Source organism: Aeromonas sp. OTU364 (assembly GCF_038440395.1).
Taxonomy (GTDB): domain Bacteria; phylum Pseudomonadota; class Gammaproteobacteria; order Enterobacterales; family Aeromonadaceae; genus Aeromonas.
Genome location: NZ_JASATR010000003.1, coordinates 176,323 through 203,074 on the forward strand (window position 1 = coordinate 176,323; position 26,752 = coordinate 203,074).

Annotated in this window: 28 protein-coding genes and 1 tRNA gene; 10 read left to right on the top strand and 19 right to left on the bottom strand. The window is 63.0% G+C overall.

Annotated features, from left to right (window positions below; translation table 11 throughout):
* Positions 1-20: 20 nt before the first annotated feature.
* The 13 genes from nuoF to mepA form a co-directional block, all read right to left on the bottom strand.
* Positions 21-1,406, bottom strand: coding sequence for an NADH-quinone oxidoreductase subunit NuoF (gene nuoF / locus AAHB08_RS05230; RefSeq protein ID WP_342058326.1), 1,386 nt, complete (start codon positions 1,404-1,406; stop codon positions 21-23).
* Positions 1,403-1,942: an NADH-quinone oxidoreductase subunit NuoE gene (gene nuoE / locus AAHB08_RS05235; protein WP_342058327.1), complete on the bottom strand. Its 540-nt coding sequence runs from the start codon at positions 1,940-1,942 to the stop codon at positions 1,403-1,405. The genes nuoF and nuoE overlap by 4 nt, the downstream gene beginning before the upstream one ends.
* 72 nt (positions 1,943-2,014) lie before the next feature.
* The gene (gene nuoC / locus AAHB08_RS05240) at positions 2,015-3,820 is read right to left on the bottom strand and encodes an NADH-quinone oxidoreductase subunit C/D (RefSeq protein WP_429159896.1); all 1,806 of its coding nucleotides are present in this window, start codon (positions 3,818-3,820) and stop codon (positions 2,015-2,017) included.
* 2 nt (positions 3,821-3,822) lie between these two features.
* Entirely contained in the window at positions 3,823-4,497 is a 675-nt protein-coding gene (locus AAHB08_RS05245) for a NuoB/complex I 20 kDa subunit family protein (RefSeq protein WP_025327215.1), read from the bottom strand.
* A gap of 29 nt (positions 4,498-4,526) precedes the next feature.
* Positions 4,527-4,931, bottom strand: coding sequence for an NADH-quinone oxidoreductase subunit A (locus tag AAHB08_RS05250; protein ID WP_025327214.1), 405 nt, complete (start codon positions 4,929-4,931; stop codon positions 4,527-4,529).
* A gap of 258 nt (positions 4,932-5,189) precedes the next feature.
* On the bottom strand, positions 5,190-6,068 hold the full coding sequence (locus AAHB08_RS05255) for a flagellar motor protein MotB (RefSeq protein ID WP_342058400.1): 879 nt from the start codon (positions 6,066-6,068) through the stop codon (positions 5,190-5,192).
* Positions 6,043-6,801 carry a flagellar motor protein gene (locus AAHB08_RS05260; RefSeq protein WP_025327212.1) on the bottom strand — a complete coding sequence of 253 codons (759 nt, stop codon included), beginning with the start codon at positions 6,799-6,801 and terminating at the stop codon, positions 6,043-6,045. Before AAHB08_RS05260 ends, AAHB08_RS05255 begins: the two co-directional genes overlap by 26 nt.
* Before the next feature lie 334 nt (positions 6,802-7,135).
* Positions 7,136-7,828, bottom strand: coding sequence for an alpha/beta hydrolase (locus AAHB08_RS05265; protein WP_342058328.1), 693 nt, complete (start codon positions 7,826-7,828; stop codon positions 7,136-7,138).
* Positions 7,829-8,284: 456 nt separating this feature from the next.
* Positions 8,285-8,372, bottom strand: a tRNA-Ser gene (locus AAHB08_RS05270).
* Between the two features lie 268 nt (positions 8,373-8,640).
* Entirely contained in the window at positions 8,641-9,258 is a 618-nt protein-coding gene (locus tag AAHB08_RS05275) for a TPM domain-containing protein (protein WP_342058329.1), read from the bottom strand.
* A 22-nt stretch (positions 9,259-9,280) separates the two neighbouring features.
* Positions 9,281-10,015 carry a TPM domain-containing protein gene (locus tag AAHB08_RS05280; protein ID WP_342058330.1) on the bottom strand — a complete coding sequence of 245 codons (735 nt, stop codon included), beginning with the start codon at positions 10,013-10,015 and terminating at the stop codon, positions 9,281-9,283.
* The gene (locus AAHB08_RS05285) at positions 10,012-10,617 is read right to left on the bottom strand and encodes a LemA family protein (RefSeq protein WP_342058331.1); all 606 of its coding nucleotides are present in this window, start codon (positions 10,615-10,617) and stop codon (positions 10,012-10,014) included. The genes AAHB08_RS05280 and AAHB08_RS05285 overlap by 4 nt, the downstream gene beginning before the upstream one ends.
* Before the next feature lie 42 nt (positions 10,618-10,659).
* Entirely contained in the window at positions 10,660-11,403 is a 744-nt protein-coding gene (mepA, locus tag AAHB08_RS05290; protein ID WP_202045920.1) for a penicillin-insensitive murein endopeptidase, read from the bottom strand.
* Positions 11,404-11,567: 164 nt separating this feature from the next.
* Here mepA and AAHB08_RS05295 point away from each other — a divergent pair, with 164 nt between their 5' ends.
* Together AAHB08_RS05295 and AAHB08_RS05300 are read left to right on the top strand one after the other, a co-directional pair.
* On the top strand, positions 11,568-12,110 hold the full coding sequence (locus tag AAHB08_RS05295; RefSeq protein WP_139439332.1) for a hypothetical protein: 543 nt from the start codon (positions 11,568-11,570) through the stop codon (positions 12,108-12,110).
* 211 nt (positions 12,111-12,321) lie between these two features.
* Positions 12,322-12,600 (top strand): RNA recognition motif domain-containing protein, encoded by a 279-nt coding sequence (locus tag AAHB08_RS05300; protein ID WP_162519307.1) that lies wholly within the window; start codon positions 12,322-12,324, stop codon positions 12,598-12,600.
* Between the two features lie 76 nt (positions 12,601-12,676).
* On the opposite strand, the gene AAHB08_RS05305 is transcribed toward AAHB08_RS05300, so the two are convergent.
* Positions 12,677-13,576 (bottom strand): aldo/keto reductase, encoded by a 900-nt coding sequence (locus tag AAHB08_RS05305; RefSeq protein WP_342058332.1) that lies wholly within the window; start codon positions 13,574-13,576, stop codon positions 12,677-12,679.
* Between the two features lie 178 nt (positions 13,577-13,754).
* Here AAHB08_RS05305 and AAHB08_RS05310 point away from each other — a divergent pair, with 178 nt between their 5' ends.
* The 3 genes from AAHB08_RS05310 (at position 13,755) to ltaE (ending at position 16,044) form a co-directional block, all read left to right on the top strand.
* Entirely contained in the window at positions 13,755-14,162 is a 408-nt protein-coding gene (locus tag AAHB08_RS05310; RefSeq protein WP_139439330.1) for an XRE family transcriptional regulator, read from the top strand.
* 71 nt (positions 14,163-14,233) lie between these two features.
* Complete coding sequence (locus AAHB08_RS05315) at positions 14,234-14,941, top strand: short-chain dehydrogenase (protein ID WP_342058333.1); 708 nt, start codon at positions 14,234-14,236, stop codon at positions 14,939-14,941.
* An 86-nt stretch (positions 14,942-15,027) separates the two neighbouring features.
* A complete protein-coding gene (ltaE, locus tag AAHB08_RS05320) occupies positions 15,028-16,044 on the top strand; it encodes a low-specificity L-threonine aldolase (protein WP_342058334.1) in 1,017 nt (338 codons plus the stop codon).
* A 67-nt stretch (positions 16,045-16,111) separates the two neighbouring features.
* On the opposite strand, the gene AAHB08_RS05325 is transcribed toward ltaE, so the two are convergent.
* From AAHB08_RS05325 to AAHB08_RS05340, 4 genes are all read right to left on the bottom strand, one after another.
* On the bottom strand, positions 16,112-16,543 hold the full coding sequence (locus tag AAHB08_RS05325) for a PAS domain-containing protein (RefSeq protein WP_042650276.1): 432 nt from the start codon (positions 16,541-16,543) through the stop codon (positions 16,112-16,114).
* A 61-nt stretch (positions 16,544-16,604) separates the two neighbouring features.
* Positions 16,605-17,627, bottom strand: coding sequence for a response regulator (locus tag AAHB08_RS05330; protein WP_342058335.1), 1,023 nt, complete (start codon positions 17,625-17,627; stop codon positions 16,605-16,607).
* Between the two features lie 46 nt (positions 17,628-17,673).
* Positions 17,674-18,618 (bottom strand): LysR family transcriptional regulator, encoded by a 945-nt coding sequence (locus tag AAHB08_RS05335; RefSeq protein WP_342058336.1) that lies wholly within the window; start codon positions 18,616-18,618, stop codon positions 17,674-17,676.
* Between the two features lie 77 nt (positions 18,619-18,695).
* The gene (locus tag AAHB08_RS05340; RefSeq protein WP_139439587.1) at positions 18,696-19,397 is read right to left on the bottom strand and encodes a DUF2982 domain-containing protein; all 702 of its coding nucleotides are present in this window, start codon (positions 19,395-19,397) and stop codon (positions 18,696-18,698) included.
* A 169-nt stretch (positions 19,398-19,566) separates the two neighbouring features.
* Here AAHB08_RS05340 and AAHB08_RS05345 point away from each other — a divergent pair, with 169 nt between their 5' ends.
* The 5 genes from AAHB08_RS05345 (at position 19,567) to AAHB08_RS05365 (ending at position 25,488) form a co-directional block, all read left to right on the top strand.
* On the top strand, positions 19,567-21,507 hold the full coding sequence (locus tag AAHB08_RS05345; RefSeq protein ID WP_342058401.1) for a putative bifunctional diguanylate cyclase/phosphodiesterase: 1,941 nt from the start codon (positions 19,567-19,569) through the stop codon (positions 21,505-21,507).
* Between the two features lie 153 nt (positions 21,508-21,660).
* Entirely contained in the window at positions 21,661-23,223 is a 1,563-nt protein-coding gene (locus AAHB08_RS05350; RefSeq protein WP_342058337.1) for an AbgT family transporter, read from the top strand.
* A 67-nt stretch (positions 23,224-23,290) separates the two neighbouring features.
* Positions 23,291-24,016, top strand: coding sequence for an oxygen-insensitive NADPH nitroreductase (nfsA, locus tag AAHB08_RS05355; RefSeq protein WP_342058338.1), 726 nt, complete (start codon positions 23,291-23,293; stop codon positions 24,014-24,016).
* A gap of 159 nt (positions 24,017-24,175) precedes the next feature.
* Positions 24,176-24,940 (top strand): hypothetical protein, encoded by a 765-nt coding sequence (locus AAHB08_RS05360; protein ID WP_042650272.1) that lies wholly within the window; start codon positions 24,176-24,178, stop codon positions 24,938-24,940.
* Positions 24,934-25,488 (top strand): VOC family protein, encoded by a 555-nt coding sequence (locus AAHB08_RS05365; RefSeq protein ID WP_265436952.1) that lies wholly within the window; start codon positions 24,934-24,936, stop codon positions 25,486-25,488. Before AAHB08_RS05360 ends, AAHB08_RS05365 begins: the two co-directional genes overlap by 7 nt.
* 13 nt (positions 25,489-25,501) lie before the next feature.
* Here the strand turns inward: AAHB08_RS05365 and AAHB08_RS05370 are convergent, their stop codons facing one another.
* Positions 25,502-26,722 carry an MFS transporter gene (locus tag AAHB08_RS05370; RefSeq protein WP_265436951.1) on the bottom strand — a complete coding sequence of 407 codons (1,221 nt, stop codon included), beginning with the start codon at positions 26,720-26,722 and terminating at the stop codon, positions 25,502-25,504.
* Positions 26,723-26,752: the final 30 nt, after the last annotated feature.

The following is a 26,752-nucleotide window of genomic DNA, read 5'->3' on the forward strand; positions in this document are numbered from 1 at the left end:
GCCCGATGCGTCCTGGCGTATTACCAGCGCTCGCCCAGCAGATTGGGCTGGATGCCCTTGAACAGCTTGTGATTGTCATGGGGGGCCTTGACCCCGGCCTCGAACTCGGACCGGAAGTACTTCATGGCACTGCCAAGGGGCTCGACGGCGCCGGGGGCATGGGCACAGAAGGTCTTGCCTGGCCCCAGGAAGCTGACCAGCTGCTCCAGGGTGGCGAGATCCTCGGGTTGGCCTTCGCCTCGCTCCAGGGCCCGCAGGATCTTGACGCTCCAGGGCAGGCCGTCGCGGCAGGGGGTGCACCAGCCGCAGGATTCGCGGGCGAAGAACTCCTCCATGTTGCGCAAGAGTCCGACCATGTTGATGCTGTCATCCACCGCCATGGCGAGGCCGGTACCCATGCGGGTGCCCACCTTGCCGATGCCGCCTGCATACATCTGGGCATCCAGGTGCTCGGGCAGCAGGAAGCCGGTTCCGGCGCCGCCAGGTTGCCACGCCTTGAGGCGATAACCGCTCTTCATGCCGCCTGCGTACTCTTCGAACAGCTCGCGGGCGGTGATGCCGAACGGCAGCTCCCAGAGACCGGGGTTGTTCACCTTGCCGGAGAAGCCCATCAGCTTGGTGCCGTGATCTTCCGACCCCGGCAGCGCCAGTCCCTGATACCAGGGGACGCCGTTGCCGATGATGGCGGGCACGTTGCACAGGGTCTCGACGTTGTTGACGCAGGTGGGCTTGCCCCAGACGCCGGAAACGGCGGGGAAGGGGGGTTTGGCCCGCGGGTTGGCGCGCCGTCCTTCCAGGGAGTTGATGAGCGCCGTCTCTTCGCCACAGATGTAGCGGCCGGCGCCGGTGTGGACGAACAGCTCGAAGTCAAAACCCGAGCCCAGGATGTTCTTGCCAAGCAGCCCCGCGGCCTTGGCCTCTTCCACCGCGCGGCGCAAGTGAATGGCGGCATCCACGTACTCGCCGCGCAGGAAGATGTAGCCGCGATAGGCCTTGAGGGCCCGGGCACTGATGATCATCCCCTCGATCAGCAGGTGGGGCAGCTGCTCCATCAGCAGCCGATCCTTGTAGGTGTTCGGCTCCATCTCGTCGGCGTTGCAGAGCAGGTAACGGATGTTCATGCTCTCGTCCTTGGGCATCAGGCCCCACTTCACCCCGGTGGAGAAGCCGGCGCCGCCGCGCCCCTTGAGGCCGGCGTCCTTGACGGTGCTGACGATCTCATCCGGGCTCATCTGGCCCAGTGCCTTGCGGGCGGCCTCATAGCCTTGCTTGGCCTGATACTCCTCGAGCCACACCGGCTGGCCGTCATCCCGCAGCCGCCAGGTGAGGGGATGGGTCTCGGGGGCGCGGGCAATGCGGTTGGCGGTGCCGAGGGAGGCGAGTGTCTTGCCTGGCTGAATGCTCATGGGTAAGCCTCCAGGGTTTTCAGCAACGTCACAGGATCGAGTCCGCCATAGGTGTCGTCATCGATCATGATGGCCGGCCCCTTGTCGCAGTTGCCGAGGCAGCAGACCGGCAGCAGGGTGAAGCGGCCATCCGGGGAGGTCTGGCCGGGGGCCAGATTGACGACCTCTTTCAGACCGGCCAGCAGTTGCTCGTGGCCGTTGATGTAGCAGACCATGCTGTCGCAGACGCGGATGATGTGGCGACCCACCGGCTGGCGGAAGATCTGGCTGTAGAAGGTGGCGACCCCCTCCACGTCGCTGGCGGGGATGCCGAGTTCGGCGCCGATGGCGTGAATGGCGCCGTCGGGCACCCAGCCGCGGGCCTGCTGCACTATCTTGAGCGCTTCTATGCTGGCGGCACGGGGATCTTCGTAGTGGTGTTTCTCATGTTCGATGGCATCGCGCTCAGCCTGGCTCAGGACGAAATCGCCCTGTTTGCTGCTGCATGCCCCTTGCCCTTGGGGGATCTGGTTATTGTGACACTGACATTGGCTCATGACTTGACCTTTTGTGGCTTTTCCCTTTACTGCGCGTCTTGCCCTTCGCCCCGTCTGCCGGGGCGAGAGGACTCAACGATCCACATCTGACATAACGAAATCGATACTGCCCAGGTAGACGATGAGGTCCGACACCATCTGGCCGCGGATCACCGAGGGGATCTGCTGTAGGTGGGCAAAGCTCGGGGTCCGGATCCGGGTCCGGTAGCTCATGGTGGAGCCGTCGCTGGTCAGGTAGTAGCTGTTGATGCCCTTGGTCGCCTCTATCATCTGGAAGGACTCGGCGGCCGGCATCACCGGGCCCCATGACACTTGCAGGAAGTGGGTGATCAGGGTCTCGATGTCCTGCAGGGTGCGCTCTTTGGGGGGCGGCGTGGTGAGCGGGTGATCCGCCTTGAAGGGCCCCTCCGGCATGTTCTTCATGCACTGCTCTATGATGCGCATGCTCTGGCGGATCTCCTCGATGCGCACGGTGGCGCGGTCGTAGGCATCCCCGTTGCTGCCCACCGGCACCTCGAACTCGAACTGATCGTAGCCGGAATAAGGGCGCCATTTGCGCACGTCGAAGTTGAGGCCGGTGGCCCGCAGACCGCCCCCCGTGGTGCCCCAGGCGAGCGCCTGCGCCGTGTTGTAGGCGGCGACGCCAATGGTGCGGCCGCGCAGTATGCTGTTGCGCATGGCGGCCTTCTCATACTCCATCAAGCGTTTGGGCAGCCAGCTCAGCAGGTTGTCCTGGATGAGGCGGGCCCAGCCGGTGGGCAGATCGTGGGCCACGCCACCGATGCGGAACCAGGCCGGGTGCATGCGTGCGCCCGTGATGGCCTCGATGATGGTGTAGATCTTCTGCCGGTCGGTGAAGGTGAAGAAGACCGGCGTCATGGCCCCCACGTCCTGGATGTAGGTGCCAAGGAACAGCAGGTGGCTCTGGATGCGGAACAGCTCCGCCATCATCACCCGGATCATGTCGACCCGGTTGGGTACCTTGATCCCCGCCAGCTTCTCGACCGCTAGCACATAGGGCAGGTTGTTCATCACTCCCCCCAGGTACTCGACCCGGTCGGTGTAGGGGATGTAGCTGTGCCAGGACTGGCGCTCGCCCATCTTCTCGGCACCGCGGTGGTGATAGCCGATGTCGGGCACGCAGTCGCGGATCTCCTCCCCGTCGAGCTGCAGCACCAGACGGAAGGCGCCGTGGGCCGAGGGGTGGTTCGGGCCGAGGTTCAGGAACATGTAGTCCTCGTTCTCGTTGCCACGGGCCATGCCCCACTCTTCGGGCTTGAACAGCAGGTTGTCCTGCTCCTGATCCTGCTTGACCGCATCGAGCATGAAGGGATCGAACTCGGTGGCGCGGGCCGGGTAGTCCTTGCGCAGCGGGTGTCCCTGCCAGCTCTTGGGCATCATGATGCGGGTGAGATGGGGGTGACCGTCAAAGGTGATGCCCATCAGATCCCAGACTTCCCGCTCGTACCAGTTGGCGTTGGGGAAGTGGCGGCTGACGGTGGGCAGGTGCAGATCGCTCTCCATCAGCGGCACCTTCAGCATCACGTCGGCGTTACGGTCGATGGAGATGAGGTGATAGAAGACGGTGAAGTCGCTGCCCGGCAGGCCGTGACGGTGGCTGCGCATCCGCTCGTCGGTGGCGCTGAGATCAAACAGCATCACGAAGGGGGAGGGGAGCTTTTGCAAAAAGCCCATCACATCCAGCAGCAGATCGCGGGAGAGCCAGATCACCGGCACCCCGGTGCGGGTGCTCTGCACCGTGAAGCGCTCGGCACCGAAGTGGGCGAACAGCTCGCCGACCACCTGGGCATCGACGTGATCCGCCATCTGCCCCTGGGCCATGGTGTAGTTGCTTGGGAATTCTCGAGTCAGTTTCATGATCAGATCTCATCCGGCGTGCGCAGGTTGGTGACTTGGATGCGCTCTTCCCGCTTGCGATCCTTTTCGGCCTGCATCTGGGGACGGTAGATCCCCTGATCACCCACCACCCAGGAGAGGGGGCGGCGCTCCTTGCCGATGGAGTCCTGCAGCAGCATCAGGGCCTGCAGGAAGGCTTCGGGACGGGGCGGGCAGCCCGGGATGTAGACGTCGACCGGCAGGAACTTGTCCACCCCCTGCACCACGGAATAGATGTCATACATGCCGCCCGAGTTGGCACAGGCGCCCATGGAGATGACCCACTTGGGTTCGAGCAGCTGTTCATAGAGGCGCTGGATGACGGGGGCCATCTTGATGAAGGGGGTCCCGGCGATCACCATGAAATCCGCCTGACGGGGCGAAGCCCGGATGACTTCGGCGCCGAAGCGGGCCACGTCATGGGGGGAGGTGAAGGCGGTACACATCTCCACATAGCAGCAGGAGATGCCGAAGTTGTAGGGCCAGAGGGAGTTCTTGCGGCCCCAGTTGACGGTGTCTTGCAGCACCTCTTCGAGGCGCCCGATCATGATGCCGCGGGTCGCCTGCTGCGCCAGCGGGTCATCGACGGTCTGGCGCTGTTCCTGGGGGTAGCGCTCAACGGGCGCATCCGGGTCAATCCGGGTCAGGGTGTACTTCATGGTGCAACCTCAAAGGGATAATCGGTAAATCAGTCTGGCTTCTTGTCAGTCAGGACGCGTTTCTTCGGGGCCCAGTCGAGGGCACCGATGCGCCACAGGTAGATGAGGCCTACCAGCAGCAGGGTGATGAAGATGGTGGCTTCGATGAAACCGACCCAGCCGCTCTCCCGAACGGAGACGGACCAGGCGAAGAGATAGAGCGCCTCGACGTCGAAGATGACGAAGAACATGGCGACCAGGTAGAACTTGGCGGAGAAACGCAGACGGGCATTGCCGACGGAATCGATACCCGATTCGAAGGGCCTGTTCTTGGCACGGCCATAGGCTCGTCCCCCCAGCAAGGCCGCGACGCCTATCATGGTCAGGCAGATGCAGATGGCCCCAATGACGTAGACAGCAAAGGCCCAATGCTGGACAGCAATATCAGCAAACATAGGTGTTTTCCCTAACCGAATTAATCATGTGACTTAACAAGGATGCTACGTATTATGCCAGTTCCATACTGATTTACATGTCATTTCAAAGGATTAATTATTAATCAACGGGAGGAAAATCGCGTTTTGCTAGCGGGGTCAATTTTCTCATTTGAGAATCATTTTCAATTGCCTTTACCCGGCAGGGAAAACAGCCAATCTGCTTGAGAAATAAACTAATCGGCAAAACGAAAGACCCCGCATGGCGGGGTCTTTTCATCAGGGGGGGAGGAGGGGGAGGGCTTGTTCAGCCGCCTTGCCCTGGGAGAGCACTATCTCCACCCGACGGTTGGCCTGGCGATGGGCCGGGGTGTCGTTGGCAAAGCGGGGCTGGGTGTCCGCCACGCCCTGGGCGATGACGCGCCGCGAATCCAGCTTGGGGTTGGTGAGCAGGGTATGGACTATGGTGGCCGCCCGCAGCACCGACAGTTCCCAGTTGTTGCGATAGAGCTCCACCGGCGCCTGGGAGTTGTCGGTGTGGCCGGTGACCACCACCATGCCCGGAATATCGGCCAGCACGTCGGAGACCTTGTTGACCAGGGGAATGAACTGGGGCTGCAGGAAGGCCGAATCGGCCGGGAACAGGGTCTTCTCGCCGATGCGGATCACCAGCTGGCTGCCGAGCTGCTCCACCTCGATCTCCTTGGATTCAATCTGGCTCTTGAGCTGCTGATCCAGCTTTTGCTTGGTGACAGTGGCCCAATCCTGCTCCTTGGTCTTGTGGGGCCATGACTCGGTGGCGCTGGGTTTCTCCGAGGCGCCTATGGTCTCGTTGAAGGGATCGGCCGCGGCGGCCGGCGCCTGGGTGTCCAGTACCTCCTCCTTCTGGGAGGTGCCCGGCGTGGTCTTGGACTCCGGCTCCAGGATGCCGGTCCCCCCCTGCATCACGGGAGAGCCGGCGGGCAGAGAGATGAGGCCTATCTTGCCAAGAGACTCGATAAAGCCCTGGATCAGCACCCGGGTCTCCGATTGCTTGGCCATGGCGAAGGAGTAGAGCACCACGAACAGGGCAAACAGCAGGGTCATGAAGTCGGCATAGGAGACCAGCCAGCGCTCATGGTTCTCCGGTGCTTCAGCCTTTTTCTTTTTCGCCACCATGGCCTCCGAGGTAGGGTTCAAGGGTCACTTGCAGCCGCTGTTGTGACTCGCCGTCCACTATGCAGAGGATGCCGGTCAGGGTCATCTCCTTGTAGTGGCGGATCTGGTGGGCGAAGCCCTTGTAGCGGTTGCCAAAGGGCAGGAAGATCAGGTTGGCGGCGCCGACCCCGTAGATGGTGGCGATGAAGGCCACCGCGATGGCGCCACCGAGCTTGTCCGGCGCATCCAGCAACCCCATGGCGTGAATAAGGCCGAACACGGCACCGACTATCCCCATGGTCGGGCAGTAGCCCCCCATGGCTTCGTAGAATTTGACGGTCTGCTCGAGATCTTCCTGCTCGAACTCGATCTCGTTTTCCAGCACCTCGTGGATCTTGGTCTTCTCGTAGCCATCCACCATCATCTGTACCCCTTTTTTCAGGAAGGGATCCTTGATGTCATCGATCATCCCCTCCAGTGCCAGCATGCCGCTGCGCCGGGCGTTGCCTGCCAGGGTCTCCAGCAGCTGGGCCTGCTCCAGCATGTCGAGGCGCAGGGGAGAGATGAGCCACTTGAATCGCTTGAAGGTCTTGCCGACCACGGAGAAGGGGAATTGGGTCAGGGCGGCACCCACTGTGCCCCCGATCACGATGAGAAAGGCGGGGAGATCGAGCAGGGCGCTGGGGTGTCCCCCCTCGATGATGTTGCCACCCAGGATGGCAGCCAGGGCCAGCAGCAAACCAATAAGACTCATCTATCCATATCCCTATGCGTTGTGTGTGGCTAGTGTAGTCATTTAACTATCAGTTTTTCAAAATGAAATCCAATCGATGAGCAATATCGGACGGCTCGGAATCATGAACTTGTCCCTCCTGTTTCGGCCAGGATGGCGGGATCATGAGGACCTTGATGGGGCGAGCGGTAGTGTGCGTTTGATACCAGTCATTGAGGAAGAGGCCCTGATGGGAGATCGGGCCAAGGGGGAGAGGTTGAAATCCGGCGAGCGACCCGGTCAGCCTGGGAAGCCTGTCCGTGCCAGTGGATCCCCGAGGCCCCTTACGGCGCCGCGGGGATGACGCTGATCTCCTTCAATCAGCCTGGCTGGCCGCCTCCGCGATGAGGGAGGCTATCTCGTCCGCTCGCGAGGCGAGGGAGGCGTGGCTGGCCGCCAGCGTCACCGTCTTGCGCGGTGCGATGCGTGACGCCATTTTCTGCTGATTGTCCGGGTGGATCATGCGGTCTTCGCTGGATATCTGATACCAGCTTGGTTTTTTCTTCCAGGCCGGCGCCGTGATGTTGTTGCCAAAGGTGCCCCCCAGCGGCGCCTTCTGGGTCACCGCCATCACCAGGGCCTCCTCCGGGGTCAAGTCCTGGCAGAAACTCTCGTGAAACTTGTCCGCCACTATCCAAAGATAGCCGTCGCTGTCGGGCGCTATGTTGGCCATGGCTGCGGGCGGCAGGCTCTGGGTGAGGGCGCCCGGACTTTCACCGGCATCCGGGGCGAAGGCGGCGACATAGACCAGGCCGATCACGTTGGGCAGGTTGCCCGCCTCGGTGATGACGGCTCCACCGTAGGAGTGGCCGACGAGCAGCACGGGGCCGCTCTGCTGGGCCACCATCTTGCGGGTTCGCTCGGCGTCGTCGGCCAGGGAGGTGAGGGGCAGCTCAACCGCCTTCAGTTTGGTGAAGCCCCGCCGTGATAACGCCACTATGACCTTGCCCCAGTGCGCCGCGCCGCCCCAGAAGCCGTGCACCAGGACTATGGTGGGTTGCTCGCTCATCGCTTTATCTCCTGTTGAATAAAGATGTGATTGCCAGGAGCCAGCCGGGCTGATGCCGAAGGCTTCCCTCCATGGGCGACCAAAAGCATAGCTCCTGGACGAACCCCCATCGGCTTGCCTAAGGGGATCCACCACGGATGGCGTATTGGGAAGGCGGTTGGCTAAGGCAGAGAGAAGTAGAGAGCGGGCAGGGAAGAGGAGGGGAATACGAGCCGGGGAAGGTGTCGATGTCAGCGAACAGCCGGAAAGCAAAAAACCGACCCTGAGGTCGATTTTTTATAATTTGGCGGTGAGGGAGGGATTGACTCGCGCCATCCCTGGCGCTCACCCTGCGGGCAGCCTTCGGCTGTCCAAGCGGGCTGTCCTGCCCTCTTGTCGAACCAGGGTCCGAACCGAGCCGCCCATCACCGGATAAAGTAAAAGGGCCTGTCTTGCGACAGGCCCTTTTACTTTATTTGGCGGTGAGGGAGGGATTCGAACCCTCGATACGTTGCCGTATACACACTTTCCAGGCGTGCTCCTTCAGCCACTCGGACACCTCACCAAATTTTTACTTCTTTGAAGTTGCTTTCGGAGCACGCTGCGCGTGCTTACTTACCGACTTCGTCGGTGGGCAGCCTCTCGGACACCTCACCAAATTTTCGACTGCTGTTTAACGTGTTCAATCACCACGTCGTTCGCTGCGCCGTTGCGCTGGAACGGGGCGTAATTTAGGGGAAAGCTGACTCGGGGTCAAACACTTTTCCCCTTATTTTTCAGAATCTTTATCGAATGCCTATCCCTTGCACAGAATGCCGGTTTTTTAAGCCGGCTCAGGGTTTGTCCAAAATGATCAGGCTGTCGGGCAACTCGTTTTGATCCCGGGTCGCCGGAAACGCATCGGTCAGGATGGCGCTGGTACGCTCCACGCACTCGAGGAAACCCTGTTCCACCTCCTTGTTACGCACCCGCACCACGAAGTCGTCGATGATCTGCTGCCACAGCGCGTTGTCTATGTGCTGGGCGATGCCGTCATCCACCAGGATCTCCACATAGTGCTCCGCCACAGAGACGAAGATCAGCACCCCGAGCCGGTCGCGGGTACGGTGCAGTCCCTGCTCGACAAACTGCAGGCGGGCCATCAGTGCCGCCCTGTGCTGACACACTTTTTTCGGGATCAGCCGCATCTTGATGGGGGTCCAGTGGAACAGCAGGCTCAGCAGCAGCCAGACCGACCACTGCACCAGCAGGATCTCGTACCAGCCGAGCCAGAAGCCGAGCTGGAACACCAGTAGGGGAGTGAGCATGGCCAGCAGCGCGGCCCAGAGGGTCGGGATGTAGCGATAGCCATCACTGGCGGGGGCCAGCACTGTGACCAGCTCGGCGTCCGTGGCCTGCTCGGCTTGTCGTACCCTGGCCTGCAAGGTGTGATAGAACTGTTTTGAAATCATTGTCTTGTCTCTTGCTCCCTGATTACCAACCACCGGAGGCACCACCGCCCCCAAAACTGCCACCACCGCCACTGAAACCGCCGCCGCCCCCAAAGCCACCGCCGGAGCGTCCGGCGCCGAAACCGCCGGCCATGTAAGCGGCGCGGCGCCGGCCGCGACCACCGCCGCCACCGCCTCCCCGCAGGTGGTGCAGCACTAGCATCACGACCACCACCAGGATGAACAGCCAGGGGCCGCCGAGCTTGTCTTCCTTGCTGGCGTTGTCCACCGGTTGGTATTCCCCGGCCAGGGCCTGCATGATGCCCTGGCTGCCAGCCACCACGCCGGCCACCATGTCGCCGCGCTTGAAGGCGGGCAGGATCCGGGTCTGGATGATGTTGGCGGCGATGGCATCGGGCAGGGCGCCCTCCAGGCCATAGCCCACCTCGATGCGCACCTTGCGCTCATCCTGGGCGATCAGCAGCAGCACGCCGTTGTTCTTGTTCTTCTGGCCTATGCCCCAGTGGCGGCCGAGCTGGTAGCCGTACTCCTCTATGGTCTCCCCATCCAGGCTGTCGATGGAGACCACCACCAGCTGGATGCCGCTGCGTTTCTCGAAGGCGGCCAGTTGCTGGGTCAGCTGGTGGGCCTGCTTGCGTGACATCAGGGCCGCCTCATCCACCACACGTCCGCTCAGCGGCGGAAAAGCGGGGGCGGCGTGCAGCGCCGCCGTCCAGAGCAGCAGCAAGGGGAGCAGCGCGCGCAACATCATCGTCATTGGAAGCTGACCTTGGGCGCCTCATCGGCACCGGGCTTGGCGCTGAAGCTGGGTTTGGCCTCGAGATCCGAATAGAGCAGCTTGGACCAGATGACCCCCGGGAAGGTGCGGATCTCGGTATTGAACTGGCGTACCGCCTCTATGTAGTCGCGCCGCGCCACCGCGATGCGGTTCTCTGTGCCTTCCAGCTGGGCCTGCAGGGTCAGGAACTGCTGATCCGCCTTCAGATCCGGGTAGCGTTCCACCACCACCATCAGGCGGGAGAGGGCGCTGGAGAGCTGATCCTGGGCCGTTTCAAAGGCCTTGAGCTGGGAGGGATCGCTCACCTGCACGCTGCCGACCCGGGCGCGGGCATCGGTGACCGCTTTCAGGGTCTCCTGCTCGTGGCTGGCGTACCCCTTGACGGTGGCCACCAGGTTGGGAATGAGGTCGGCCCGGCGCTGGTACTGGTTCTCGACCTGCCCCCAGCTCGCCTTGACCTGCTCATCCAGGGTGGGAATGTTGTTCATGCCGCACCCGGTCAATCCCAGCAGCAGGGTGAAAGTCAGCAGGCACTGGGTGGCCCTGTGCCGGAGTGAAGTGGCCATCTTGTTGTTCTCCATTGAAATTTCTGACGGATATCGGCTCACCATAGCAGCTTGTGGTCAGCCCTCACAACGCTTCGGCAAGACGGGGGCTCGGTAGCTCATGGAGACCTTGGGCAACTGGGGCTTGTCCTTGAGCCAGGAGGCCAGCTCGGCATCGCAGCCATTGCCGGGGGGGATGGGGGCCTGGGGCTGGCAATCCGGGTTGTTCGCCGGGCAGCGCAACCTGACGTGGAAGTGGCTGAAGTGGCCGACCCAGGGGCGCAGCTTGGCGACCCAGGGTTCAGCGGCTGCCCGTTTGCACACCTCGGCCTTGATGACGGGGTTGACGAAGATGCGCGCCACCTCGGGCTTGTTGGCGGCGAGGCGCAGCAGATTGAGCTGCCGGGGGCCGAAGCGGCCGGGCAGCATACGGTAACTGGGCTCGTCGATCAGCGCCCACTCCTTGGGGGCATCCTGCTCCCACTTGCTGATGGGCCTGTCGGCCATCCGGAACCAGATGTCGGCATCGAGGCCGGTCTGGTGGCTGCGATGGCCAGAGGTGAAGGGGCCGCCCCGTGCCATGGCGAGATCGGCGATATAGAGATCCGGCATGCCGGCCAGCCTGGTCTGGTTGGCCAGGCCCTGCAGGTAGTGAATGAGATCGGGGTGACCGTAATAGCGCAGCCGCTTGCTGCGGATCACCTGATAGCCGGGCCCGGTCAGCGGCAGGGCCACGGCATTATTAAGGCAACCGGCCGCGTAGCCGCCGATGGCTTCTGCATAGAGGGCGCTGGTGGTGAGCAGCAGGGCAGTGGCAAACATGGGACTCCTGAAGATGGCGGGCTCAGACAGCCCCAAGCATATCAAGAGTGGCGGCCAGTCGTCATCCGCGCCGCCGCGCCGGTTGCAACCCATGGGCGGGCTCGCGCACAATGCGGGCCAACGCCGATGCGGCAGGGCCGTTTCCATCATGTGAGGAGGATGAAATGAGAGTCAGTGAACTGGCATCGCAGGGGGGAGTGAACTGGCTGATGCCCCCGGCGCGGCGCTTCTACGGGGTCATGATCTGCCTGTTGCTGGCGAGCCTGGGGACTGTGGTGGCCGCGCTCTTGCTGGGTTATCCCGAGATGGGGCTGCTGCCCTGGGTCGGTCTGGTGTTTGGCGGCATAGTGCTGGTGATGATGGTGTTGCCGCGCAACTGGCAGCGCTGGCGGTTGGCGGAGCTCGCCTGGGACGACCATCACCTCTATCTGCTCAACGGTGGCGAAGACAGGGCCCTGGCCCTGCCGAGGGCGGCACTGGTGGGCATTGAGCGGGATCGCAAGGTGGGACACGACGGTCAGTGGCTCGACTTCAGCCTGGATCTGGGGCTGGATGGGGAGGCCCTGGCCGACGCCACCGCCTTGCTGGGTCTGACCCGGGAAGGCACCCATGAGGTGGCCCCCGGGGTCTATCGCTTCGGTTTTAAACGGGCCTGGCACAGTCGCCGCGCCCTGAGCCGGTTGTTGGCCGCGCTGCAGCCAACCTGACTATTTTCTCGACAATCTATCACAAAGCTCAGATACTCCCTCTGATTCGAATTGATCTTTCCTGCTCCGATAGTCCAAGAGATCAACGACTTGGGCCTCGAGGCAGGGAGTGCCACGGCATGATGCCATGGCTGGTCCGGCAGGGGGGTTGTGCCCTTACTCCAGGTCGGTGGATGCATAGAGAAGGCACCTTGAATCGAGAGTGGATGGCATGAAGATTTACGTAGGTAATCTGTCGTACCGGATGACGGCCGACGAACTGACAACCGTGTTCAGCCAATTTGGGCAGGTAGACAAGGTCGATATCATCATCGATCGCGATACCGGTCAGTCCAAGGGGTTTGGCTTCATTGAAATGCCTGTCAACGGGGATGCCGAGAAGGCCATCGCCGAGTTGCATGGCACCGAAATAGGTGGCCGGACCATCACAGTCAACCAGGCCAAACCGAAGACAGATGCACCTCGTGGTCGCCCCCAGCGCCATCGTTGAATCGTCTCGATAACGAAAAACGGCATGGAGCAATCCATGCCGTTTTTGTTTGCCTCCCGCTCAGTGGCGGGCGGGATCAGGGCACATCGTAACCCAGGGCGGCCTTGCGGATGCGGAACCACTGCTGGCGGTTGAGCACGATGGACTCCGCCGCCACGGCGGCGGCGATCCGCTCCCGCTTGCCCGTGCCGATGAGCGGCAGCGGCTGGCTCGGCAGCATCATCACCCAGGCGTAGACCACCTGCTCCAGGTGCTGGGCCCCCAGCTCCTGGCGGATCTGCTCGAGCTCGGCCCGCAGCGGGGCATAGGCGGGATCGTTGAACAGCCGTCCGCCACCGAGGCAGGACCAGGCCATGGGCTTGATGCCCAGTTGCTGGCACTGATCCAGGGCGCCATCCAGCGTCCCTTCCTGATGCAGCGGCGAGATCTCCAGCTGGTTGGTGACCAGGGGGAAGGGCAGGCGCGATTGCAGCAGATTGAACTGGTGGGGAGTGAAGTTGGAGACGCCGGCGTGCTTGATCTTGCCCGCCTGCTTGAGGCTGATGAAGGCCTCGGCCACCTCGTCGGCATTCATCAGAGGGTCGGGGCGGTGGATCAGCAGCAGATCCAGGTGATCGGTGCCGAGCTTTTGCAAGGAGGCCTCGGCGCTGGCGACGATGTGGCCCTTGCTGGTGTTGTAGTGATTGAGGGCGTGTTCCGGCTTGGCGGTGAGGGCGATGCCGCACTTGCTGACAATCTCCATCCGGCTGCGCAGGGAGGGCTCCAGACGCAGGGCCTGGCCGAAGGCCTCCTCGCACTGGTAGCCGCCGTAGATGTCGGCGTGATCTATGGTGGTGACCCCGAGATCCAGGTGGTATTTCATCAGATCCAGCAGGGCGGCCGGGGAGAGTTGCCACTCCATCAGGCGCCAGTAGCCCATGATGAGGCGGGAGAAGGTGGGGCCTTGATGGTGCAGGGCAAGACGGGATACGGACATGGTGACTCCTCTACGGATAAAGAGACGGACAAAAAAAGGCAGAATCAATGCTGCCAGCATCTTGGTCTCTTCTGGCGGACAAGGCAATAATGCCCCCCTCGCGAATTCGAACTATGGTTCTGACCGACACAGGGGCCCGGGCGCAGAGGCGGGCCAGAAAGACGATGGAGAGGTGGTGATGGAAGGATTTGCCGCCAGGCTGCAGAGCCTGATCGGGGAGGGCAGCGTCAGCGCCTTCGCCCGCAAGGTGGGGCTGAGTGAGGCCCTGATCCGCAAGTATCTGAAAGGGGCCGAGCCCGGCCTTGGCAAGGCGAACCAGATCGCCATGGGGGCCAACTGCTCCCTGGAGTGGCTCGCCACCGGCTGCGGTTATCTCTACCGCCAGGCCGAGGTGGTGGACAGGGACGCGCTGGCGGCGGCGGGGGCGTTGGTGCAGGAGACGCTCCCCGGCCAGCCGCTGCCGGACGAGCCGCATCTGGTGACCCTGCTCGCCTACTACCAGTTCCTGCGCAGCCACAAGCAGGCGGACGGTTTCCTGGATCTGGCGCGGGCGCGGGAGTTCGGCCGTCATCTGGCAGAGGCCTGAGGCCGCAGGCCCCGGCAGGGCGCCATTCTTCTGATACCCTCTAAGCAATGGACAAATCCAAGGACACACAGATGAGTTATCTGATCCTGGGCAGTGGCGGGTTGGGGGGGGCCCTGGCCCATGAACTCGCCAGCCGTGGCGAAGAGTGGTTGCTGGCGGGCAGACAGTTGCCCAAAGGGCTGGATCCCGCCTGCTATTTCCCGTTGCAGGAGGTGGACCCGCTCTCCTTCGAGGCCCTGTTCACCCTCTATGACGCCACCACGCTGCCGACTGTGGTGATCAACACCATAGGCCTGCTGCACGATCTCAATCACATGCCGGAACGGCGGGTGGAGGAGGTAAGCCCCCAGTGGCTGGGGGAAAGCCTGCAGGCCAATGCCTGGCCCCACCTGGCCCTGGGGGCCAGCCTGAGCCGGCTCATGACCCCCGAGAGCGGGCTGTGGCTCTGCTCTCTCTCGGATCTGGCGGGCAGCCTGGGGACCGGCAATCTGGAAGCCGTCGGGCGCTACAGCTACCGGATGAGCAAGGCGGCCCTCAACATGGGGGCCAGGATCCTGGCCGCCGAGTGGGCCGAGCGCTTCCCCGGCGCCGGCGTCATCACGGTTCACCCCGGGCTCATGGACACCCCCATGCAGCAACCCTTCCGGCAGGGGCTTGACCCCGCCCTGTTGCAGGATCCCGCCCTGGTGGCGCCGCAGTTGCTGGATCTCCTGGCCTCGCTGACCCTGGCGCACTCCGGCCGCTTCGTGGACCTGCGCGGTCAGCCGCTGCCCTGGTGAGCCGCCGGGCTCACATTCCCGCCCCCCATCCCTTGCCAGCATGGTGCTGGCTGGTTAATGTCATGCTCCTGCATCAGGAGGATGACATGCGCTATATCGATTTACGAAGTGATACCGTGACCCAACCCACGGAAGCCATGCGCCAGAGCATGCTGCACGCCGAGGTGGGCGATGATGTCTACGGGGAAGATCCCAGCATCAATGCGCTGGAGCGTCGGGGTGCCGAGCTGCTGGGCAAAGAGGCGGCTCTGTTCGTGCCATCCGGCACCATGTCCAACCTGCTGGCGATGATGAGCCACTGCCAGCGCGGGGAGGGGGCCGTGCTGGGCTCCGCCTCCCACATCTATCGCTACGAGGCGCAGGGCTCTGCCGTGCTGGGCTCTGTGGCCCTGCAGTCTGTTCCCATGCAGGCCGACGGTACCCTGGCGCTGAGGGACGTGCGGGCCGCCATCGCCCCCGATGACGCCCACTTCGTCCAGACCCGGCTGGTGTGCCTTGAAAATACCCACAACGGTAAGGTGCTGCCGCTGTCCTACCTGCGCGAGATGCGCGATTTTGTGAATGAGCACGGCTTGCTGCTGCACCTGGACGGGGCCCGTCTGTTCAATGCGGTGGTGGCGAGCGGCGAGCCGGTCGCGGCCATAGCGGCCCCCTTCGACAGCATCTCCGTCTGTCTCTCCAAGGGGCTGGGGGCGCCGGTCGGTTCACTGCTGGTGGGCTCCCATGGCTTCATCGCGCGGGCCAGACGGCTGCGCAAGATGCTGGGGGGCGGCATGCGTCAGGGGGGGATCCTGGCCCAGGCCGCGCTGTTCGCCCTGGATCAGCACGTCACCCGGCTGGCGGACGATCATCGCCGTGCCAGGCGCCTGGCTGAGGGGCTGGCCTCCTTGCCCGGCATCGAGCTGGCGGTGGCCGAGGTGCAGACCAACATGGTGTTCCTGCGCTTGACCCAGGGGGATCCCGCCACCCTGCTCGGCTTCATGAAGGAGCGCGGCATCCTCTTCTCCGGCTACGGGGAGCTGAGGCTGGTGACCCATCTGCAAATCACCGATGACGACATCGACGAGGTGATAGATGCGTTCACCGAATTCCTGAACGGCTGAGGGTGATCGGCAAGCATAAAAAGAAGGGCGCCTGATGGCGCCCTTTTTGCGTCTCTGTGCCGAGGGATCATCCCTGACGCTGGCCCGTGATGAGCATGGCCTCGTCGGTGGCGTCGTAGATCATGATGGCCAGATGGGTGACCTCGCCGCCGAAATCGGCCAGGGGCACCAGGGTCAGGTTCTGGTACATGTGGGGGGCCGAGCCCGTGATGGGGCGATAGTTGGAGAAGCGCAGCAGATAGGGGCGCTGCTCCCAGGTGCTGAAGGCGCGGTTGTTGAGCTTGAACACCATGTTTGCCTTGCGCTCCAGCCAGGCGCGGTCCACGTCGGGGAAGAGGTCGAACAGCACCTGATCGCGCACCTCGCCGGCCAGCCGGCCGCTGTGGCTCTCCATGAAGCCGTTCCATACCTGTACCCGGTAGCCCTTGTCGAGCACGACCAGCCCCACGTCCAGGTTCTGGACTATGTTCATCAGCCAATGAAATTCCCGGATTTCCATGGTCACTCCTGGTGCCTGAGTCTGTGTTGTTGATGCTGGCGATGGGATCACACCACTAGCGCTAGAGCATATGCATGATCTTGTTGTTCATGGTGGCGATGGAGTCTTCGGTAAACAGCAGCAGCAGGTCGCACTGCACCGCATAGCCCTGCACCCGGTAGTTGATCTCGATGGCCAGGGTGCGGCGCCAGCGGCTCTGGTTGGTGCGAATGAGATCTCTAATGGGCCTGTGCTGACCGAGCACCACGGGATGGCCCTGGCTGAAGGGGGTGTCGAGCTGGTTGGCGTAGCCACGCAGGAAGGCCCCGATCAAGACGTTGGCGGTATCCATCAAGAGCTCCAGCTCGGCGTTGTGATCCAGCACCCCCTGATGGTTCATCAGGCGTGCCAGATCCTGGAAGCTGGCATCGTGAAACAGCAGCAGCGCCTCGCCGGCGATGCCGGCCCCGATGAAGCCCTGGCAGACGGCGGAGAGGGTGTCCGACTCGGCGGCGGCCGAGAGGGCCATGTGCAGCTCTGAGACCTCCAGCACGTTGACGTTGGGGATGGGCAGCACCACGAAGGCATCCAGCAGGCGAGCCAGCAGGTCGGCCCCCTGGCCCATGGCGACGTTGGCGAGCTCCTGATAGACATCCCTGAGCTCAGGGGTGAACTGAATGGTGCTCTCGAGGGGGGCGTGATCGGCGGTGGCAAGGGCGGGGGCGGCGGCCGGGTGGGGCGCCGCTTGCCACAAGCCGTGGCGGACTAGCAGGGCGAGCAGGCTCTCGGGCGAGGCCGGCTTCTTGATGAAATCGAGGGCCCCGAGGGCCATGACGCGGGCGTGGGCTTCCGGCTGGATGTCGCCGGAGACCACGATCACCTTGCTGCGCAGCCCCTCGCGCTTGAGGGTCTCCAGCACGCCATAGCCGTCCATTTGTGGCATGGTCAGATCGAGAAAGATCAGATCGCCGTGGCCCATCAGGATCTGCTCGACCCCTTCCAGGCCGTCTGCGGCCTGGTGCAGGGTGACATTCCAGCCGGCAGGCAGGGCGCGCATCAACTGCTTGCGAGCGAACCCCGAGTCATCACATATCAATACATTCATAGTGTTAGCCGACCTGTGCAACGAGGATTGCGCTAAGTGTGGGCGATCAACCGTCAGATGCAACGGGCAGCGGCATGGCCGGCAAAAATTGAACGTCCCGCTGATGATGGCGATAGCGTGCGGAGTATTTCTCGACGAAATCGGCAAACATCTTAACACGCAACGGCGTGAACTGGGGCTGGCATTGGAGCATGTAGAAGGGGCGCTTGCCCGACTGCCAGTCCGGCAGCACGGCGACCAGCTGCTCGTCCTGCAGGAAGGGATGCACATAGTGCAGGGGGGCATTGACGATGCCGAGGTGGCGCCGGGCCGCCCGCACCGCGGCCTGGGTCTGGTTGACGTTCAGGCGCGGTGTCCGCTTGATCTGCACCGTCTGCTGATCCCGCCCGCTCAGCTGCCAGTGCTGGTGGGGCCAGCAGTAGATGAGGTCGTGCTCTTCCAGCTGGGCCGGGTGGGAGGGGATGCCCATCTTCTCCAGATAGAGGGGGGAGGCAAACAGGCCGTACTCGATGTGGCCGAGGCAGAGGGCATTGGGCAGGGTCTGGGAGAGCTCGCCGTTGAAAAACACCAGATCCCTGTCCTGATCGCAGAGGGGGGCGTGGTCATTGGTCTGGCTGATGTCGAACTGCACCCCGGGATAGCGCAGACCGAAGTCCGCCAGCATGTCGACCAGGATGGTATTGGAGAGGGCGATGGGTGCGGCGAGGCGGATGAGGCCGCTGATGTCCCTCTCCTGGCCCTGGATCTCGCCGGTCGCCTGCTCGATTTCGGCTAGCGGCGTGCACAGGCGCTCGTAATAGCGCAGCCCCTCGTCGGTGAGGCGCAGCTTGCGGGTGGAGCGGTGCAGCAAGGCGCACCCGAGCTGTTCTTCCAGTTGTGAGATGCGTCGACTGATGGTGCCGGTCGGCATGCCCAGCGCGGCGGCGGCGTGGGAGAAACCGCCCTCTTGCACCACCTTGACGAACAGATAGAACTCTTCGATGTACTTCATAAGCGGCTTAGGGGGTGTTTGTAACAAGCCAGTGACCTTATGAAGAGTCGCCAGGCTTGGCAAGCGCAATCCGGCGTTTAATTGATCTGGATTAGATTCGACTCGCGCTGGTACTGATTGAGCAGATGGACGAAGTCGGCGGGGGGGCGATCCAGGCTGTTGTCCGGCACCAGCAGATCATAACCCAGCAGATCCCGCAGCCTGGCCATGCGGTTGCCCAGCATGGCGATCACCCCATCGTACTGCTGGCCAGAGGGGGAGCGAAAGCGGCTCTCCTCCAGCAGCCCCTCGCCCAGCAGACCGCTGCCGCAGCCTCCGGTGAGACAGTCGGGGCGCTCGCTGTTCATGGCCTGCAACAGCACGGCGCGCTGCTCGGTCAGCAGGCGAACGGCCAGCCTGGGTGTGATCAGCGTCAAGAAATCGTCGTAATCCTTAATCTTCAAACCAATGTAGGGCAGGGGCACCAGATCCCACCCTAAATGGATACGTGGCTGGTCAATTCGCTGAATATTTCTCCATTTCAGGATCCAGCCACCGTACTTATGGTGATATTGCAGACAATCCTGACACAGAGAGAGACTAAAATGAGGCTCAGCCAGTTTCAGCGCCCCGACAAGAATTGTCATCAGACCCGTCAGCAGGAGGAAGATGACCGGCATTAGTAGTTGTTCAGGAAAGAAAAAAAGTATAAAAATCATAGTAATGGTTATGACCATGCCCAACAGTACCAGTGTGAGCCCATTTCTTCTGACCATGGGGATCACATGTAGCGTTTTCATATGATTTCGGCCCTTTTTCACCTGCCTGTTTCCAGATTATGGGTCGGAACGGATTTTGTACCAGCACGGACGCGTTTGCCAAAGACGGATCCAGGCTGGTTCTGCCATGAGCTTTCAGCATGAATCATCACGCAACATGAATACGCTAGACGAACGCCTGCTTACCGCAATGGACGTGCTCCATACGCCCATCTGGGTCTATGACATCCAGCGTCACCACATTTACTGGGCCAATGGCTCCGCCCTGGGATTGTGGGAGGCGAGCTCCCTGGCCGAGCTGCAATCCCGCGACTTCTCGGCCGACATGGCCGCCGCCATCGATCTGCTGTTGCAGCGTTATCTCGGTGATTTTCAACAGGATCGCAGTTACAACGAGTGGTGGACCCTCTCCCCCAAGGGGGTCAAGAAGCAGGTCTATCTGCGCCTCTCCGGCATCCAGCTCGCCGGGCGCCAGATGATGATGACGGAGGCGGTCATCGATGCCGATACCCTCTATCAGGAGTCCTCCCTCGCCACCGGCGACACCCTGGCCTGCCTGTTTGACAACGAGGGGGGCCTCGAGAGCGGCAACCACCACTTCGACATGTGCTTTGGCACTGGCATCACCCGGCTTGCCCAGGTCTTCTCCGGTGACGACGAGGCCTTCTACACCCGGCTCTCCCGGGTGGGGGAGGTGGTAGCCGAGGGGGAGTGCCGGACCCGGAAGGGGATGCGCTGGTTCCAGTATCAGTTCCGCCACATCCAGCAGGGGGCCCGGATCCTGCTGACCATGCGGGACATCACGGATCGCAAGCTCGAGGAGCTGGAACACCGTCACCTGGCCTGGCACGACTCCCTCACCGGCCTGCTCAATCGCTACGGCCTGATGAAGTCCCTCGAGGCCTACTGCGGCCTTGGGGGGCGCTTCGCCCTGGTGTTCATGGATCTGGACAACTTCAAGCTGGTCAATGACAACTATGGCCACAAGGCGGGGGATCGCCTGCTGGAGCGGGTGGCCGGCCGGCTCAAGCAGATCTGCCCGCGGGACGTGGAGCTGGCGCGCCTCGGCGGGGACGAGTTCACCGCCCTGGTGCCCCTCGGTCAGGCCAGCGAGCGGGCGCAGGAGGTGGCGGATCTCATGCTCTCCCAGATGAGCAAGCCGCTGCAGCTGAGCGGGGTGCCCGAGGTCACCATAGGCGGCAGCATCGGCATCGCCATCTATCCGGACGATGCGGACGACGGGGACAACCTTATCACCCGCGCCGACATGGCCATGTACCAGGCCAAGCAGATGGGGCGCCTGCGCTGGCAGCGCTTCACCCCCAGCATGCAGCAGAGCCTGCACCGCAAGCTGACCCTGAAGCAGTTTCTGGCCAAGGCCGTCGGCCGGGGGGAGCTGAGCCTGCGCTATCAACCCCAGGTGGACGTGGCCCAGGGGAAGCTCATCGGTCTGGAGGCCCTGCTGCGCTGGTACAACCCCGTGCTCGGGCACGTCTCGCCGGCGGAGTTCATCCCGCTGGCCGAAGAGATGGGGCTTATCCGTGAAATCGGGAGCTGGGTGCTCGCCACCGCCTTGGCCCAGATGGGGGAGTGGCAGCGTCAATGGCAGGTGCGGGTGCCGGTCTCGGTCAACCTCTCCGGCTTCCAGCTCTCCGCCTCCCTGCCGGGGCAGGTGGCGCAGCAGCTCAGGGAGTCCAATGTCGAGGCGGGCCTGCTGACCCTGGAGCTGACCGAAACCGTGCTGATGCTGGACATGAAGGGCTGCATCGAGATCCTCGACGCCCTGAGCGAGCAGGGGATCAAGATCGCCATCGACGACTTCGGCACCGGCTACTCGTCGCTCGCCTACCTCAACCGTCTGCCCATCGACACCATCAAGCTGGACCGCTCCTTCGTGGTGGGGCTGAACCTGCCGGTGATCCGTGCCACCGTGGCCATGGCCACCAGCCTGGGGCTCGGGATCCTGGCGGAAGGAGTGGAGGACGAGCACGAGCTGGCGGCCCTGCGGGCCCAGGGCTGCCATGTCTTCCAGGGGTTCCTGTTCAGCACGCCCATGACCCCGGAGGAGGTGGCGGCGGCAGGCTTCGGGATCCGCTGCAAGCTTGGCCACTATCCGCTGATCGGCGCCTGATACCACAGCTGACAATGTGCGGCATGTCCCATTTCAGGAGCGTGGCATGCCAAATTAAACATAATTAATCGAATTTTTGTCTCATATCATGGGATTCATTAGACGTTATCGCTAGTATGCGCGCTCATTCCTTGGTAATGGAGTATCACCATAATGAGTCAAGCCGCAGTGAACGAGCGTCCGGCCAGTCCCAATGGCTGGTTGAACCGCTTCCTGAACGGGGTCGAGAAGGCGGGCAACAAGCTGCCGGATCCCGCCATGTTGTTCCTCTATGCCTTGCTGATCGTCTGGGTCGGCTCCTGGATAGGCTCCCAGTTCTCCTTCGATCTGGTCAATCCCCGCACCGGAGAGGCGGTGGTGGTCAACAATCTGTTGACCGGGGCAGGGCTGGCCGAGTTTCTCGCCAGCATGGTCACCACCTTCACCGGCTTTGCGCCCCTTGGCATAGTGCTGGTGGCCATGCTGGGGGTCGGGGTGGCCGAGCAGTCCGGCTTCATCAACACCGGCCTGAAGAAGTTGCTCAAGGTCACCCCGGCGCGCTTCCTGACCCCCATGCTGATCCTGGTGGCCATCGTCAGCCATACGGCGGCAGATGCGGGCTATGTGCTGGTGATCCCCATCGGTGGCATCATCTTCCATGCGGCGGGTCGTCACCCGCTGGCGGGCATAGCCGCGGCCTTTGCCGGGGTCTCCGGCGGCTTCGCCGCCAACTTCCTCCCCTCCGGCGGGGATGCCCTGCTCCAGGGGTTCACCCAGTCGGCGGCCCAGCTGCTCGATCCCGACTACATGGTCAACACCCTGTGCAACATCATCTTCACCGGCGCCTCCTCCCTGCTGATCATCTGCGTGGGCTGGTTTGTCACCGAGAAGATAGTGGAGCCGCGCCTCAAGCTGGTGCCCCTCAACAAGGATCTGGAGAGTGCCGACGAGATGGGGCGCTACAGCGCGCAGGAGAGCCGGGCCTTCAACTGGGCCGGGTTTGCCATGCTGGCGGCCGTGGTGCTGCTGGGGCTGGCCCTGTCCCCGGACGACTCGCCGATGCGGGCACCGGATGGATCGCTCACCACCTTCGCGGCACCCGTGATGAAGTCCATCGTGCCCCTCATCTTCCTGCTCTTCATCCTGCCCGGCATCGTCTACGGCTTCGTGGCGGGGAGCTTCAAGAGCGGCAAGGATGTGATCGATGCCATGTCGGCCACCATGAACAAGATGGGCTCCTACATGGTGATGGCCTTCTTCTGCGCCCTCTTCATCAAGGCGTTCGGTGACTCCAACCTGGGGACCCTGCTGGCCCTCTCCGGCGCCGAGGTGCTCCACGCCCTGGCGCTGCCGGGGGAGGTGACCATAGTCGGCATGATACTGCTCACCGCCAGCGTCAACCTGGTGGTGGGGTCGGCCTCGGCCAAGTGGGCGCTCATCAGCCCCATCCTGGTGCCCATGCTGATGGCGGTGGGGATCTCCCCCGAGCTGACCCAGGCCGCCTATCGGGTAGGGGATTCCGCCTCCAACATCATCACCCCGCTGATGGTCTTCTTCCCCCTGGTGGTGGTCTACTGCCAGCAGTATGTGAAGAGTACCGGCATCGGCACCCTGGTCTCCATGATGCTGCCCTACTCCCTGGCCTTCCTGGTGAGCTGGACCTGCTTCCTGCTGCTCTACTGGGCGCTGGGCTTCCCGCTCGGGCTGCAGGCCCCCTATGTCTATCCTGCCCCCTGAGGGTGACGAGGGGCCTTGGGCCCCTCGCTTTTTTTGGGTACAGTGTGGCCTTCATTTTGGAGGCACCATGAACCCGACCATAGATCTCATCCTTTCCCATCGCTCCATTCGTCAGTTCACCCCTGAGCCCATCAGCGCCTCGCAACTCGATCAGATACTGAGCGCCGCCCAGAGCGCCTCCAGCTCCAGCTTCCTGCAGGCAAACAGCCTCATCCGGGTGACCGACAAGGGGCTGCGTGCCACCCTGGCCGAGCTGGCCGGGCACCAGGCCTACGTGGCCGAGGCGGCGGAGTTCCTGCTGTTTTGCGCCGACTATCAGCGCCACAGCCAGATAGTGCCGGAGGCCCAGACCGGCTTCGTGGAGCAGCTCATGATAGGGGCCATCGACGGGGCCCTGATGGCCCAGAATGCCCTGCTGGCGGCCCAGTCCCTGGGCCTGGGGGGCGTCTACATCGGCGGCATTCGCAACAACCCGGCGGCGGTGAGCGAGCTGCTGGGGCTGCCCCATCAGGTGATCCCGCTGTTCGGTCTCTGTCTGGGTCATCCCGCCCAGCAGCCGGAGCAGAAGCCGCGGCTGCCCCGCGCGCTGGTGGTGCACGAGAACCGCTATCCAGAGACGCTCGATCGCGCCCTGCTGGCGCAATACGACAGTCAAATCCAAGACTACTACCTGGCCCGCAGCAGCAACAACAAGGTGCAGACCTGGAGCGGACAGATCAAGGCCATCCTCGGCAAGGAGGCGCGTCCCTTCATGCTGGGATTCCTCCAGTCGAAGGGGTTTTGCCTCAAGTAATGGGGGCGGCGGGCGATATGGAGCATGAGGCCCCGGGCATCGCCCTTGCCGCGGCTCCCTTGCGTTGTTGTGAGGCAAGGTGCGATCTGGGCGCTACCCTATGCGGGTAAGCTGTTGTAGGATCACGCAATTGGATTGGGACAGGAGTGTGAATACCCTATGATTTTAACCTTGATATTGCTGTCGATTGGCGCACTCCTGTTTCTGGTCATCGCCTATAACGTGGTGCAGCAATACAAACAGAAGGCGGAAGCCGACAAGCGCCAGGCCATCGCCCGCCACAAGGCGGTGGCGGACGAGACCGAAGAGGTGCTGCTGAACGTCAACCTGGTGCCCTTCTCCAAGAACATGGTGCTGCTGCTGCAACACCGGATCCTGGATGCCTACCGCGCCATAGTGCAGGTGATGCCGAACCCCCAGGTCAAGCAGCGCATCATCGACGTCCAGACCCAGATCAAGAACGTGCAGGAGAATTACAGCAGTCAGGATGAGGGGCACTTCAAGACCCCGGAGTCCGACCGTCAGGCGATCCAGATGCTGCAACTGGCCAAGAAGATGCGGGCCGTGCTGCGGGTCGAGCACAACAAGGGCAAGATAGATCCCCAGGGGTTCGCCCAGGAGGATCGCCGCCTCGAGCTGATGCAGCTCAAGATCAACATCGCCAACCTGATCAAGCGGGCCATGGATGCCCAGATCCAGGGGCAGTACGGCACCTGCCGCCAGCTCTATACCAAGGGGCTCGGCGCCCTGGCCAATGTCTCCGACAAGGACCCCTACCTGCTGGCACGGGAAGAGGACATGCGCCAGGGGATGCGCCAGCTGGAAGAGCATCTGCAGCAGCACAGCGAGAAGGAGCTGCAAAACATCAAGGACAAAGAAGCGGACGAGCTCGATGTCCTGTTCCAACCCAAGAAGAAATGGTGATCATGTCTCATCCACTGGATACCACGCTGGGGCCCATGGCCCCATTCGTTTGCCAACTGCTCACTGAAATGCACGCCCTCATGGGGGAGTGCGAAGCCCCCCAGGTGGATCATCTCTGCTACCGCGCCGCCACCCTGCCGGAATACCTCGCCCTGAAAGAGACGCTGGCGCGCCATGGGGTGCTGCTGGTGGAGGGGATGATAGGGGGCCGCCCCATCGCCACCTATCGCCTGCATCAACCCGTCTGCTGGCAGCAGGTCACGGTTCCCTGCATCGAGCTGGCCGCCCCCAAGGCGGGCCGCGCCCATCAGGCGGGGCTGGAGCACATAGAGCTGGTGGTGCCCTCGCTCACGGCTCTGGTGGCCGCCCATCCCGGGCTTGCGTTCAAGACGGCCAACATGGACGACGGGCGCAACCCGGATGTGGGGCTGATGTTGCCGTCGGGGCAGATCAAGTTTCATCTGCGCCCCTTGAGCGAGGTGATCGACGAGGAGCTGCACACAGGCGCCGTGGTGCCGGTGCCGGCGGACTATTACGACGGCCTGTGAGCTGCGGGCCCCGTCACTGGCGTGACGAGGCGTGACAGGAGAGGGGCGGCGCCGCGCGCCCCTTGAGATGACCGAGCCAGAGGCTCAAGGCGGCGGTGACGCACAAGACCAGCTCGATGCCGAGCACCAATCCCCAGAGCCCCCCCCGCTCCCAGAAGGGATGCAAGTAAAGCCCCCCCAGACTGGCCCCCAGATAATATCCCACCAGATAGAGCGACGAGGCGAGCGCCCTGTTGTGCTCCACATGCTGACCGACCCAGGCGCTGGCGCAGGCGTGGGCGAGGAAGAAGCCGAAGCTCGAGACCAGCAGACCCCCTATGATGGCGGCAAGAGTCCCCTGCAGCAGGGCGAGGCTGCCGAGCGCCATCAGAGTGATCCCCGCCAGCAGCAGGCGCTGCGCCCCAAAGCGATGGGCACAGCGGCCGCTCAGGGAGGAGGCGAGGGTGCCAGTGAGGTAGGTCAGAAACAGCATGCCGAGCCACTGGGTCGGCAGGGAGAAGGGGGCCTTGGCCAGCAGGAAGGTGAGGTAGCTGTACTGGTTCAGGAAGACCATGAAGTTGAGCCCGCCGATGAGATAGGCCCCCAGCAGCAAGGGATTGCCGAGGTGGCTCTGGATGGCGCGGCGCAGTTGCCCCGGGGCGGCCTCCACGGCCACGAAGCGGGTCTGGGCAGGCAGCAGCCAGATGACCAGCGGCAACAGGGCGAGACTGATGAGTCCGATGCCGAGGAAGGTATGCTGCCAGTCCCCGAACCAGCCAGCCAGCAGGCCGCCGACTACGCGACCCGCTATCCCACCGAGGGAGTTGGCGGCGATATAGACCCCCACCGCCGAGAGCAGGGCGCGCTTGCTGAACTCTTCTCCCATGTAGGCGATGGCGGTGGCAGGCAGCCCGGCCAGGAGCGCCCCCTGCAGCACGCGCAGGCACACCAGCAGATCGAAGCGGGTCACCCAGGGAATGCACAGGGAGAGCAGGATGGCGCAGGTCAGGGTCCACAGCATGATCCGCCGTCGTCCGAACCTGTCCGCCAGGCGGGCGCAGATGAGCAGGGATCCCGCGAGCCCCGCGGTGCAGCCCGCCAGGGTCCATCCTGCAGACAGGGAGCTGACGGAGAACACCTCCGCCAGCAGGGGCAGCAGGGGGTGGGTCTGATAGAGATTGAGAAATACCAGGAAGGATCCCAGGCTGAGGGCCAGGGTGGCGCGTATCCATTCGCGACTGCCGACTTCGATCATTTGGAGTTGTCCCGACGACTTTTGTGCAGA

Bases quoted from the DNA above. Each gene is read 5' to 3' on its own strand.
- AAHB08_RS05310 (WP_139439330.1), top strand. From the start codon at position 13,755: ATGGAAGGATTTGCCGCCAGGCTGCAGAGCCTGATCGGGGAGGGCAGC.
- AAHB08_RS05275 (WP_342058329.1), bottom strand. From the start codon at position 9,258: ATGATTTCAAAACAGTTCTATCACACCTTGCAGGCCAGGGTACGACAA.
- AAHB08_RS05335 (WP_342058336.1), bottom strand. From the start codon at position 18,618: ATGAAGTACATCGAAGAGTTCTATCTGTTCGTCAAGGTGGTGCAAGAG.
- nuoE (WP_342058327.1), bottom strand. From the start codon at position 1,942: ATGAGCCAATGTCAGTGTCACAATAACCAGATCCCCCAAGGGCAAGGG.
- AAHB08_RS05260 (WP_025327212.1), bottom strand. From the start codon at position 6,801: ATGAGTCTTATTGGTTTGCTGCTGGCCCTGGCTGCCATCCTGGGTGGC.
- mepA (WP_202045920.1), bottom strand. From the start codon at position 11,403: ATGTTTGCCACTGCCCTGCTGCTCACCACCAGCGCCCTCTATGCAGAA.
- AAHB08_RS05325 (WP_042650276.1), bottom strand. From the start codon at position 16,543: ATGGAAATCCGGGAATTTCATTGGCTGATGAACATAGTCCAGAACCTG.
- AAHB08_RS05295 (WP_139439332.1), top strand. From the start codon at position 11,568: ATGAGAGTCAGTGAACTGGCATCGCAGGGGGGAGTGAACTGGCTGATG.
- AAHB08_RS05300 (WP_162519307.1), top strand. From the start codon at position 12,322: ATGAAGATTTACGTAGGTAATCTGTCGTACCGGATGACGGCCGACGAA.
- AAHB08_RS05340 (WP_139439587.1), bottom strand. From the start codon at position 19,397: ATGAAAACGCTACATGTGATCCCCATGGTCAGAAGAAATGGGCTCACA.
- AAHB08_RS05285 (WP_342058331.1), bottom strand. From the start codon at position 10,617: ATGGAGAACAACAAGATGGCCACTTCACTCCGGCACAGGGCCACCCAG.
- nfsA (WP_342058338.1), top strand. From the start codon at position 23,291: ATGAACCCGACCATAGATCTCATCCTTTCCCATCGCTCCATTCGTCAG.
- nuoC (WP_429159896.1), bottom strand. From the start codon at position 3,820: ATGAAACTGACTCGAGAATTCCCAAGCAACTACACCATGGCCCAGGGG.
- AAHB08_RS05280 (WP_342058330.1), bottom strand. From the start codon at position 10,015: ATGACGATGATGTTGCGCGCGCTGCTCCCCTTGCTGCTGCTCTGGACG.
- AAHB08_RS05255 (WP_342058400.1), bottom strand. From the start codon at position 6,068: ATGGTGGCGAAAAAGAAAAAGGCTGAAGCACCGGAGAACCATGAGCGC.
- AAHB08_RS05360 (WP_042650272.1), top strand. From the start codon at position 24,176: ATGATTTTAACCTTGATATTGCTGTCGATTGGCGCACTCCTGTTTCTG.
- AAHB08_RS05350 (WP_342058337.1), top strand. From the start codon at position 21,661: ATGAGTCAAGCCGCAGTGAACGAGCGTCCGGCCAGTCCCAATGGCTGG.
- ltaE (WP_342058334.1), top strand. From the start codon at position 15,028: ATGCGCTATATCGATTTACGAAGTGATACCGTGACCCAACCCACGGAA.
- AAHB08_RS05315 (WP_342058333.1), top strand. From the start codon at position 14,234: ATGAGTTATCTGATCCTGGGCAGTGGCGGGTTGGGGGGGGCCCTGGCC.
- AAHB08_RS05245 (WP_025327215.1), bottom strand. From the start codon at position 4,497: ATGAAGTACACCCTGACCCGGATTGACCCGGATGCGCCCGTTGAGCGC.
- nuoF (WP_342058326.1), bottom strand. From the start codon at position 1,406: ATGAGCATTCAGCCAGGCAAGACACTCGCCTCCCTCGGCACCGCCAAC.
- AAHB08_RS05330 (WP_342058335.1), bottom strand. From the start codon at position 17,627: ATGAATGTATTGATATGTGATGACTCGGGGTTCGCTCGCAAGCAGTTG.
- AAHB08_RS05305 (WP_342058332.1), bottom strand. From the start codon at position 13,576: ATGTCCGTATCCCGTCTTGCCCTGCACCATCAAGGCCCCACCTTCTCC.
- AAHB08_RS05370 (WP_265436951.1), bottom strand. From the start codon at position 26,722: ATGATCGAAGTCGGCAGTCGCGAATGGATACGCGCCACCCTGGCCCTC.
- AAHB08_RS05250 (WP_025327214.1), bottom strand. From the start codon at position 4,931: ATGTTTGCTGATATTGCTGTCCAGCATTGGGCCTTTGCTGTCTACGTC.
- AAHB08_RS05365 (WP_265436952.1), top strand. From the start codon at position 24,934: ATGGTGATCATGTCTCATCCACTGGATACCACGCTGGGGCCCATGGCC.
- AAHB08_RS05265 (WP_342058328.1), bottom strand. From the start codon at position 7,828: ATGAGCGAGCAACCCACCATAGTCCTGGTGCACGGCTTCTGGGGCGGC.
- AAHB08_RS05345 (WP_342058401.1), top strand. From the start codon at position 19,567: ATGGACGTGCTCCATACGCCCATCTGGGTCTATGACATCCAGCGTCAC.